The organism is Flavobacterium sp. KMS, from assembly GCF_000813005.1.
Classification (GTDB): Bacteria; Bacteroidota; Bacteroidia; order Flavobacteriales; family Flavobacteriaceae; genus Flavobacterium.
Map to the genome: position 1 here is coordinate 1 of NZ_JSYP01000007.1, position 11,279 is coordinate 11,279.

Sequence of the window (11,279 nt, forward strand, 5' to 3'; positions counted from 1 at the left end):
GATAACGGTGGTACTGGTTGTGGAGGTAGTCCATACATCTTAACCAGAACCTATACTTTATCTGATTGTGCTGGTAATAAAACCATATTGGTACAAACAATTACGGTTAAAAATGATGTTATACCAACTGCAACTTTTAATAGTGAAGCTTGTAATGCAGATTCATCTACGGTTAACTTATTTAATTTATTACCTAGAAGCACAACTGCGGTTGGTACCTGGATAGATACTGATAATTCTCATGCTATAAACGGTAACATTGTTACTTCTTTTGGACTTCCTGTTGGTAACTATTTATTTGAATACCAAATACAAGATGAAGTTTGTCCAAGAAGTTTATTTGTAAACCTTTCTATCAATGATGATTGTAAAGTATTAGCATGCGGAACAATACTGGTGCACAATGCATTCTCTCCTAATGGCGATAGCTTCAATGATAAATTTGTTATCGACAATATAGAAGATACAGTATGTTATCCAGATAATACTGTCGAAATATACAACCGTTGGGGAGTACTAGTATTTGAAACTAGAAATTATAACAACACAACAAATGCTTTTGACGGTATTTCAAGAGGAAGAACAACCGTAAAACAATCAGACGGTCTTCCTTCAGGAACTTACTTTTATATTCTAAATTACACTTCTATAGATGGAAACGGTGCAATTCAGACGAATAAAAAAGATGGCTTCTTATATCTAACAAAATAACAAAGAACACAACTCACTGATAATATAACAGCTCTGTTATCAGTGAAGTGTTTTAATAAAAACAAGTCTTTTTTTGATACACGAAGGTATTACTACTTTTTTATCATTAACAAAAAAGAACCAATGCAATAATAAAATAATAAATATCTACTATGAGAACAAAATTATTTTCTTTCGTTTTGATGTTTACAGCTATAGTAAGTTACGCACAGCAAGATGCTCAATTTACACAATATATGTACAACACCATAAATATCAACCCCGCTTATGCAGGGTCACGAGGAGCTCTAAGTATTTTTGGTTTATACCGTACGCAATGGGTCGGACTTGATGGCGCCCCAGAAACTAGTAGTTTCTCGGTAAATACCCCAATAAATAACAGTAATCTAGGATTAGGAGTATCATTGGTTAATGACAAAATTGGACCTACAAATGAAAATACTTTTTCTGTAGACCTTTCCTACACTATACCTACTTCACCAAACTATAAACTATCTTTTGGTATTAAAGCCACAGGTAATTTATTCAATTTAGATGTCAATAAATTAAATCCAGCTGATCAAGGCGATCCACAATTTCAGAATTTAGATAATGTCTTTAAACCAAATATCGGAGCCGGAATATATCTTCATTCAGATAAAGCATACATAGGTTTATCAGTACCAAACTTCATCGAAACCAATCGTTATAATGATAATGATATTGTAATATACAAGGATAAGATAAATTATTATTTGATGGCAGGATACGTATTTGATTTGGATTATTACCAAGACATTAAGTTTAAACCTGCTTTATTAACTAAAATGGTAGAAGGTGCACCACTACAAGTAGATGTTTCGGCCAATTTTATGTTTGTCAACAAATTTGTAGTTGGAGTAGCTTACAGATGGAGCGCCTCATTAAGTGCGATGGTAGGTTTTCAGGTTAGCGATGGATTATATATAGGATATGGCTATGACCGTGAGACCACCAACTTAAACAATTATAATTCTGGCTCACATGAAATATTCTTACGCTATGAATTTATCAAAAACAATGGTAAAATGACAACCCCTCGTTTCTTCTAAAAATATTTATTATGAAATCGGCAATGATTCCAAAATAGCCAATAATAAAGAAGAATGGCGATACCATGTTCCTTTAAAAAACAAATAAATAGATCAACATGAAAAATTTTACAATCCTTTACATAACAATAGTAAGTGTTTTTTCCTTAAACAGTTATTCACAACAGAGCAAGATTGCCTCTGGAGATAAAAAATACGACAACTATGCCTATATAGATGCCATTAAGACTTATGAACGTGTAGCCGAAAAAGGATACAAATCAGAAGATATGTTTAAGAAACTAGGCAACTCCTATTACTTTAACTCTGAATTTGATAAGGCTGCAAAATGGTATGGTGAGTTATTTGCCATGAATACCGAGGTAGAACCTGAGTATTATTATCGATATGCGCAATCATTAAAATCTACTGGAGATAATACCAAAGCCAACCAAATGCTTGATTTATTTAATCAGAAATCAAAAAAGGATACTCGTGGTAAACTCTATGAAAGCGACAAAAATTATCTTGACCAAATTAAAGCCAACTCTGGACGCTATAATATTGAGGATGCAGGAATAAATAGTAAGTACTCTGATTACGGAACTACTTTTTATCAAAACAAAATAGTATTTACTTCGGCAAGAGATACTGGTGGTTTAGGACAACGTAAACACAAATGGACTGGCGAGCATTTCACTAATCTATATCAGTCAGATATAGATCAAGATTTTAATCCAAATGCACCCAAAAAATTCAAGTCTAAAATAAATTCTAAATTTCATGAGTCAACTCCTGTTTTCACAAAAGATGGAAAAACTGTTTATTTTACAAGAAACAATTACATTGATGGAAAAAAGGGAAAAGATGAAAACAAAATAACCTTAATAAAAATATACAAAGCTACACTAGAAAATGACAAATGGACTAACATAATGGAAGTCCCTTTTAATAGCAATAATTATAGTACGGCACATCCAGCACTTAGCCCTGACGAAAAAACATTATACTTTGCATCGGATATGCCGGGAACATTTGGACAATCGGACATTTATAAAGTAAGCATTAATAATAACGGAGGATTTAGCTCTCCTGTAAATTTAGGTCCTGGAATAAATACCGAAGGAAAAGAAACGTTCCCATTTATAACAGACGAGAATGAAATTTATTTTGCTTCGGATGGTCATCCCGGACTTGGAGGATTAGATGTATTTGTTGGAAAACTTGATGATAGTGGCGTGAGCAATATCCAAAACCTAGGTTCTGATATTAATTCTCCTAAAGATGATTTTGCTTATTTAATCGATACTAAATCACGTAGAGGCTTTTTTACATCTAACAAAGATGGCGGACAAGGATCTGATGATATCTATAAATTTCTTGAAACAAGAAAACTTGCATGTGTTCAGGAATTATACGGTACCATTACCGATTTAGCAACTGGAGCTGTATTACCAAACACAAAACTGACTTTATATTCTAGCGCCTTTAAGGTAATTGCAACAGGCTATTCTGATCAAAACGGAAATTATACTTTCCCAGTAGAATGCGGATTAGTATATAATGTAAGAGCCGAAAAAGAAAAATATACAACCAAGGAACAAAGTGTTACTATCCTTAAAGAAAACGGAAGAACAAACTTACCTATAGCGCTGGAAAAATCAGATTGTGTGGTAACAATTGGTGATGATTTAGGAAAATGTTTTGGTATCAAAATGATTTATTTCGATTTAGATAAATCTAATATTCGCAGAGAAGCAGCCTTAGATTTAGAAAAAATACTAGATGTAATGAACCAATATCCAAAAATGAAATTAGATATTCGTTCTCATACCGATAGTAGAGCTTCCCACAAATACAATGAAGCATTATCTGACAGAAGAGCAAAATCGACTATAAAATGGTTGATTCAAAACGGTGTTGCTCCAAACAGATTAACCGGAAAAGGTTATGGAGAAACCCAACTTGTAAATGGTTGTTCTGATGGAGTAAAATGTACCGAAGCTGAGCATCAAATGAACAGACGAAGCGAATTTATAATTTCGGCTTTATAACAATAAATCAAAGTATAGTTTTAATAAAAAATTGTTAGTTATGTATTAAACCTAAACCAGTGAAATCAACTTCACTGGTTTTTTGTATAAACAAGTATTGTTTCTCTACAAACTTGTCTTTCTGACGCAGGAAGAATCTCCGCGAGTAGCTCGACAATCTAAAATAAGTTTGTGCAATCCTTTGCGACCTTTGCGGTAATTTTTTCGCCTAATTACTAAACTTTCGAACATAAAAAAAGCTGTCTATAAAGACAGCTTTTTACCACTACAAATTAAATAGCCGTTATTAATTAAAATAACGGCTATTAACCTCAACTTAAATAAACCAGTAACATAAAAAGGGTCTTTTTACTTCCATTTTCTTCTGTAAAAAAAAATAGATTCAATTATATTTTTGCGAAAATATTTGTGTAATATTTTCTTCCGTTTTCTGGATCTTGTTTTATTGCTATACCAAAATGCGTATAGTCACCTACGATATTTTGTTTATGTCCTTCGCTTTCTAACCACGCTTTTAATACTGCTTGTGGTGTATTATAATTATAGGCAACATTCTCACCTACTTTTTTAGCTCCTAGTACTTTAATAATGTTTTCTGAACGATCTACAAAACCATCATGATTTACTACATCATGAGCAATCATGTAATCATCATGCTGTTCAGATTTAAAAGAAACGTGATTTATTGTTTTTAAAGCATTTAATCCAACACTAACTCTATAATCATTTATAAGTTGCATTGTTTCAAGCTCTGATTGACTATAAGTATAGTCGGTAACAAGTTCAGAAGAAACACCTGATTCTGGGTTTGAAACTGAGTCAACCGAATCAGATGCACAAGAATTCAAGGTAAGCGCTATTACCAAAAGCGATAAAAAATGAATTCTCAATTTCATAAATATTAGTAGTTTAAGCTTAAAGTAGATTGTGGGGCAAACTCTTTAAATTGTATTAAATAAATTATGCTTCTTTTTAATTATTAGTTAAATCTACATATTTTATCGTTAAACTACCAAAAAAAATCGACGAACTACATCATAAAAATTATTTATAATGTATTTTTCCTACTTTTAAGACGAAAGTCGTTCAATCTTCCAAGAGTAATCCTCTTGAGCAACATATCTAATTCTATCATGCAAACGATTTGGTCTTCCTTGCCAAAATTCAACCTCAACAGGAGTAACAAGAAAACCTCCCCAATGTTTAGGTCTGGGAATAGGTTTTCCTTCAAATTCTTTCTCTAGTTCTTTTAAGTTACCTTCTAGAAATGTTCTTGATGGAATAACTTCACTTTGATGAGACACAATTGCTCCTAACTTACTTCCGTCAGGTCTTGAATCGAAATAACCATCAGAAACCGACTCAGATGTTTTAGCTGCTATTCCTTTTATAATAACCTGGCGTTCTGAGCTTGGCCAAAAGAAAGACAAACAAACATGTGGATTATTCTGTATTGCTTTTCCTTTTTCAGAATTATAATTGGTATAAAAAATAAAACCTTCTTCAGAGAATTTCTTCAATAAAACAACTCTCGATTTAGGAAAGCCATCCAATCCTATTGTCGACACTGTCATTGCATTTACCTCATCGACTCCTCCAAAGTCTTCTACTTCATGAAACCATCTATTAAAAAGATTAATAGGATCTTCTGGAATATTACTTTCCAGCAATTCACTTTTCTCGTAGGATTTTCTATAATTACTTAGATCATTCATTTTTTTTTAGATTAGTTAGATTGTTAGACCTTTTAGACTACTTAGATTATTAGATATCTTAGACTTTCTTAGATTGTTAGACTACTTAGACTTTCTTAGATTACTAGACCTTTTAGACTTCTTAGAATTATTAATCTCATTAATTAGATTGCCTAAAGCTTAGAGCTTAATTCCTTCAGCAATAGCTCTAAAATTCAAAACTCTTTCCATCATCTCCTAATAATACATTAGGAAAGATAGTTTCTGCTTCTTCTCTAAACAATTCGATACTTTCGTATCTGGTAGAATAATGCCCCAGAACCAAATGTTTAGCATTGGCTTTTAAAGCAATTGTAGCAGCTTCTTTGGCTGTTGAATGTAATGTTTTTGAAGCCAAAGCCTCTTCCGATTGCAAGAAGGTGCTTTCATGATACAAAACATCTACATTATTTATAATAGGAATTACGGCTTCATGATATACAGTATCAGAACAAAATGCATAACTCTTAGGTGGCAAAGGGTCAAATGATAATTTTTCATTGGCGATAATAGTACCATCATCCAACTTTATATCTCCACCATTCTTGATTTTCTGATAATAACAAGTATCTATATTATAATGCTGAACAGCATCTACATCCAGTTTACGCGGATCTTTTTTCTCCTGAAACAAAAACCCATTCGTATAAACCCGATGATTTAAAGGTATTGTGGTTACAATAACTTTTTGATCTTCAAAAACAACTTCGCTTTTATCAGACACTAATTCATGAAAGAACAAACCATAGTTTGTCCATGAACTCGATAATTTCAGTTGTAGTAAGATGATTTCTTTAATTCCTTTCGGACCATGAATATGCAAATCAGTAGTACGTCCTAAAAGGCTAAAAGTAGATATTAATCCGATGAGTCCAAAGAAATGATCTCCATGTAAATGCGAAATAAAAACGTGATTAATCTTAGAGAATTTTATCTTGTTTTTACGCAATTGTACCTGAGTTCCTTCACCACAATCGATAAGAAACAATCTATTTTTTATTTCTAATACCTGCGAAGTAGGATTAGTAAAAGTTCTTGGAGTTGCGGCATAACAGCCTAATATTGTTAACTTCAATTTTGTTTATTTGTTTATTGGGTAAAATCGTTTAATCGTTCAAGAATAAAACATCAAAATAAATCGACTAAACAGTTAAACAAATAAACAATTAACCCATATTTTATATTAATATATATATCTAAAATTTTAAGATTCGTTCAGTATTTAAAATCCTAAATCTCTTTCTATTTCGTCCATTTCAATAATATCATGCGCCTCTAAAACTGAAGGAACAACAATTAATGCATCTGGAACGGCATTAAAATCTATATCAGAAACAACAATAGCAAAAGATTTTTTGGCTTTTTTTTGTTGTTTAGAAAGAGGTAATAATAATTTGATATCGTTTATGGTTAAATCTTTATGTGCTAATAAATCGATAATAATATTGTGATTTCCGAAGGTTTTAAACTGCTGTGTTATTTTCTCCAGAAAAGAAGTAAAATCTCCCTGAGTATCTTTAATTATTGTTGTATGTCCTTTTTGATCTACTTTCATTTTTTCTCTTGCTTTACATTCATTAATCCCTAAATACCTCTTTGGAACAACGAAGGTAGTTTCTTTTTGGAATTTATTGGATTTTTGAAGCCAAAAGATAAATAACCGCCATACGAACAGCTACTCCATTTTCGACTTGATTTAAAATAACCGAATGTTCTGAGTCGGCTACTTCAGATGTTATCTCTACTCCCCTGTTTATTGGTCCGGGATGCATGATTACAATTTCTTTGTTCAAAGAATCTAATAACGCTTTATCTACACCATATTGTTGTGAATATTCTCTTGTAGAAGGGAAAAAGTTCACATCCATTCTTTCGTTCTGCACACGTAACATATTTGCTACATCACACCATTCTAATGCTTTGCGTAAATTAGGTTCTACAGTAACTCCTAATGATTCAATATATCTAGGAATTAATGTTTTTGGACCACAAACTTTTACTTCGGCACCTTGCATTTTCAAAGCATATATGTTAGATAAAGCAACTCTTGAGTGTAGAATATCACCTACAATTACAACTTTCTTTCCTGCTACATCTCCTAGTCTTTCTCTAATAGAATAACTATCTAGTAATGCTTGTGTTGGGTGTTCATGTGCTCCATCTCCTGCGTTTACAATACTTGCTTTTACATTCTTGGATAAAAAGTAAGCTGCTCCAGGATTGGCATGACGCATTACGACCATATCCACTTTCATCGAAAGAATATTATTTACCGTATCGATAAGTGTTTCTCCTTTTTTAACCGATGATTGTGCTGCCGAAAAACTAATAACGTCGGCCGATAATCTTTTTTGTGCTAATTCGAATGAAAGTTTTGTTCTGGTACTATTTTCAAAAAATATATTGGCAATAGTAATATCTCGCAACGAAGGAACTTTTTTAATTGGTCGGTTAATGACTTCTTTAAAATGGTCGGCTGTTTCAAAAATTAGGTTAATATCATTCTCATTGATGTATTTTATTCCTAACAAATGATTTACGCTTAATTCTTTCATCTTTTATGTTTAATTGTTTTATTTGTTTAATGGTTTTTTGCTAAACTGTTTAATCGTTTTCTACCGATTAAACAATTAACCGGTTAACCGATTAAACTAATTTGTCACTAAGTAAACGACATCTTCGCCATCATTCTCTTTCCAACTCACAATCACTTTCTCATTATTGATAGCATCCACCTGTCTGCCGCGATAATCAGGTTGTATTGGTAAATGTCGGCTAAAACGCCTGTCGATTAATACCAATAATTCAATTTCTGCTGGTCGGCCAAAGGATTGAATAGCAGTTAATGCTGATCGAATACTTCGTCCTGTGAATAATACGTCATCTATAAAAATGACTTTTTTATTCTCTACAATAAAATTGATTTGGGTTTTATTAGCTTCAAGAGGTTTATCTGTTCTTCGGAAATCATCTCTAAAAAAAGTAATGTCTAAATAGCCTAATGTAATCTCAGGCGTTTTATATTCTTTTTCTAGTAATTCTTTCAGTCGCTCTGCCAAGTAAACACCTCTAGGTTGAATTCCTACCAAAATCGTGTCTGAAAAATCAAGATGCTTTTCTATCAATTGACAGGCCAAACGATGTAATATGATAGTAACTTCTTTTGAATTAAGTAATACTTTTTGACTCATAGTAAAGTGTAGTGTTTGGTTGGGCAAATATACAAAATCAGATTTTATTTGTTGGGGTGTTCAGGTGGGAAATATTTTTTTTTGATTTGATGGAGATTTGGGAGGTTCGGGAGTGGAGTTATTAGTCGATTTTATTCTTTTATTTTATAGAATAAAATCTTACTATTTGTAGGTGATTATAGTTTTAAATTATATTTTAGCTACATCTTAAATATTTAACATTTCTGAAAAGATCATCTCTAAAAGGAGACTTTGTCAGATTAATACAAACAGATTTAATTTTACAAAGACAGCCTTAAAACCTATGAATACAGCTACAATAGAAGATTTAGCATACCTTATAAATCAAGCTAAACAAGAAGGACTTCCAAAACCAATAGTTTTTTTAGGAGCTGGAGCTTCAAAATCTGGAGGTGTTCCACTTGCATCTGAAATAACAGAAGATATTTTAATTAAATATGCAGATAAACCAAATATCAGAAGTCTTGAAGAAAGTGAGAAAACATATCCTATTTTAATGTCTTGTCTTACTCCTTTTGAAAGAAATAAACTTTTAAAACAATACATAGAAGAAGCAAAGATCAATGTTACTCACATTTATTTAGCACAGTTAATTATCAACGGATACATTGATTATGTTCTTACTGTGAATTTTGATAATCTAATGCTGCGAGCATTAGCTTTATTCAATGAATTTCCGCCAACTTATGACATGGCAATTTTAAAAGACTTAACAACAACAGGTTTTAAAGAAAAATCTGTTGTTTACTTACATGGTCAACACCATGGGCTATGGCTACTAAATACAAAAGAAGAAATGGCAAAAGTTAATGAAATGATTCCTCCCATATTAAGTAGTATTAAAAATCAGAGAGCATGGATATTTTTAGGTTACAGTGGAGAAGACCCCATTTTTCAACATATAACTAAACTGGGACGATTTGATAACGGTCTTTATTGGATTTCCTATAATCAAAATAATCCATGTGATCAAGTATGTGTAAATTTACTTGAAAAAGAAAACACAAATGCATTCTTACTAAAAGGTTACGATTCAGATTCATTTATGCTACAACTTAATAGTGAATTAAAACTACCACAGCCTTCAATAATAGATACACCTTTTACATCTCTGAGTCAAACCTTAGAAAATATAGTTGATATAGAAGATAAAGAGCATTTTAAAGGGGTAAAAGAAAGGCTTGAAATCGTAAAAAAAGATGTTCAATTAGCAATTCAACAATTTGAAAAAGGCGAAATGGTCGAAGATAAATTTTTAAAAGAAAATATAGATAAAAATCTTCTTCAGAAAGAAGTCATAGATCAAATAATTAATAAAAAATTTAATCAAACAAAAATTGATAGCATTGAGAAAAAATTAGCACCTCTAAAAGATCCAGCAATTAATAAATTATTAGCAGAATATTATCTTACTTGGGCTACTGAAATATCAAGAAAAGCATTGTCAAAAAATGATAAAGTTTTATTCAAAGAAAGTTTTAAAAAATTCAATAAAGCATCGAAATTGGACCCCTCCAATTATTCTACATTTAATAACTGGGCAGCTACATTGTATGATTATGCAAACATTGACAATAATCAACTTCACTACAAAGATGCAATCTTAAAATGCAAAAAAGCAATTCAGCTTAACGATTTCCAAGCAGCATCTTATGAAAATTGGGCATATATACTTCGTTCAATAGCTAAAGCTGAAAAAGACGAAAAATTGTATTTTGAGAGTATTGAAAAATTCAAACTTGCATTTGAACGAAATGGATGCAGTACAGATTTTTTTCTTATTTGGGCTGATACTTTGCATGAACTAGGCAGCCTTATAGATGATAAAACATTCTATATAGAAAGTATAGAAAAATATAAAAAGGCTGCTAATCTAAATTCGACAAACGGAATAATATTTTCAAATTGGGGCTCTGCACTCTTCATGTTTGCGAAGAAAGATGATGATATTGGATTATTTGACGAAGCTTTTGAAAAATTTAAAATTGCTCATGAAATAAGCCCCGGAAATTATGAAATACTAGAAAAATGGGGCACTATTTTGGCAGAATATGCAAAACTAAAGAATAAACCCGAACTTCTTGACGACAGCCTTAAACTATTAAACACAGCTGTAAATTTAGGTGGCAAAAGCTATAACCTAGCTTGTATTTATGCTCTTTTAAATGATAAACTAAATTCATTTGCACTTCTTGAAAAAAGTTTAAAAAATAAAGAAATACCTTTAGAACATGTTAAGCAGGATACTGACTGGGATTTACTCAAGAATAATAGAGATTTTCAACGAATTATTTCTAACTACGAAGCATAATAACCGACATTGTCCATTGCACAGAAATTCTTTACACCCGATCTCGGTGACATATTTAACAATCTGAAAGAAAAACAAAAACATCGCTACGCTGTAGCTTAATCTCTAGAACCTGCATATTTGATATAAATATGAACTCCTTTGGAGCAATTATTTATCACTTTTTTTAAACTTCTAAAAAAAGAGGCTATCCAAAAATTACTTTTCGG

At 31.7% G+C, this 11,279-nt stretch carries 10 protein-coding genes; 4 read left to right on the forward strand and 6 right to left on the reverse strand.

Annotation, left to right across the window (positions count from 1 at the left end):
* The 3 genes from OA93_RS08430 to OA93_RS08440 all read left to right on the forward strand — a co-directional run.
* Positions 1-711, forward strand: a 711-nt coding sequence (locus OA93_RS08430) for a T9SS C-terminal target domain-containing protein (protein ID WP_039112734.1), incomplete at its 5' end; no start/stop codon positions are given.
* 152 nt (positions 712-863) lie between these two features.
* Positions 864-1,781 carry a type IX secretion system membrane protein PorP/SprF gene (locus OA93_RS08435; RefSeq protein WP_039112735.1) on the forward strand — a complete coding sequence of 306 codons (918 nt, stop codon included), beginning with the start codon at positions 864-866 and terminating at the stop codon, positions 1,779-1,781.
* A gap of 98 nt (positions 1,782-1,879) precedes the next feature.
* The gene (locus OA93_RS08440; protein ID WP_039112736.1) at positions 1,880-3,814 is read left to right on the forward strand and encodes an OmpA family protein; all 1,935 of its coding nucleotides are present in this window, start codon (positions 1,880-1,882) and stop codon (positions 3,812-3,814) included.
* Between the two features lie 386 nt (positions 3,815-4,200).
* On the opposite strand, the gene OA93_RS08445 is transcribed toward OA93_RS08440, so the two are convergent.
* The 6 genes from OA93_RS08445 to pyrR form a co-directional block, all read right to left on the reverse strand.
* Positions 4,201-4,710, reverse strand: a complete 510-nt coding sequence (locus OA93_RS08445) for a CAP domain-containing protein (protein ID WP_039112737.1) — start codon at positions 4,708-4,710, stop codon at positions 4,201-4,203.
* 174 nt (positions 4,711-4,884) lie between these two features.
* Positions 4,885-5,529: a pyridoxamine 5'-phosphate oxidase gene (gene pdxH, locus OA93_RS08450; RefSeq protein ID WP_039112738.1), complete on the reverse strand. Its 645-nt coding sequence runs from the start codon at positions 5,527-5,529 to the stop codon at positions 4,885-4,887.
* Between the two features lie 187 nt (positions 5,530-5,716).
* Positions 5,717-6,622, reverse strand: a complete 906-nt coding sequence (locus OA93_RS08455; RefSeq protein ID WP_039112739.1) for a ribonuclease Z — start codon at positions 6,620-6,622, stop codon at positions 5,717-5,719.
* Positions 6,623-6,769: 147 nt separating this feature from the next.
* The gene (locus tag OA93_RS08460) at positions 6,770-7,102 is read right to left on the reverse strand and encodes a hypothetical protein (RefSeq protein WP_039112740.1); all 333 of its coding nucleotides are present in this window, start codon (positions 7,100-7,102) and stop codon (positions 6,770-6,772) included.
* Between the two features lie 73 nt (positions 7,103-7,175).
* Complete coding sequence (locus tag OA93_RS08465) at positions 7,176-8,102, reverse strand: aspartate carbamoyltransferase catalytic subunit (RefSeq protein ID WP_039112741.1); 927 nt, start codon at positions 8,100-8,102, stop codon at positions 7,176-7,178.
* Positions 8,103-8,198: 96 nt separating this feature from the next.
* Positions 8,199-8,738: a bifunctional pyr operon transcriptional regulator/uracil phosphoribosyltransferase PyrR gene (gene pyrR, locus OA93_RS08470; RefSeq protein ID WP_035620405.1), complete on the reverse strand. Its 540-nt coding sequence runs from the start codon at positions 8,736-8,738 to the stop codon at positions 8,199-8,201.
* 304 nt (positions 8,739-9,042) lie between these two features.
* On the opposite strand from pyrR, the gene OA93_RS08475 reads away from it, so the two are divergent.
* Positions 9,043-11,070, forward strand: a complete 2,028-nt coding sequence (locus OA93_RS08475) for an SIR2 family protein (RefSeq protein WP_039112742.1) — start codon at positions 9,043-9,045, stop codon at positions 11,068-11,070.
* The last annotated feature ends 209 nt before the right edge of the window (positions 11,071-11,279 follow it).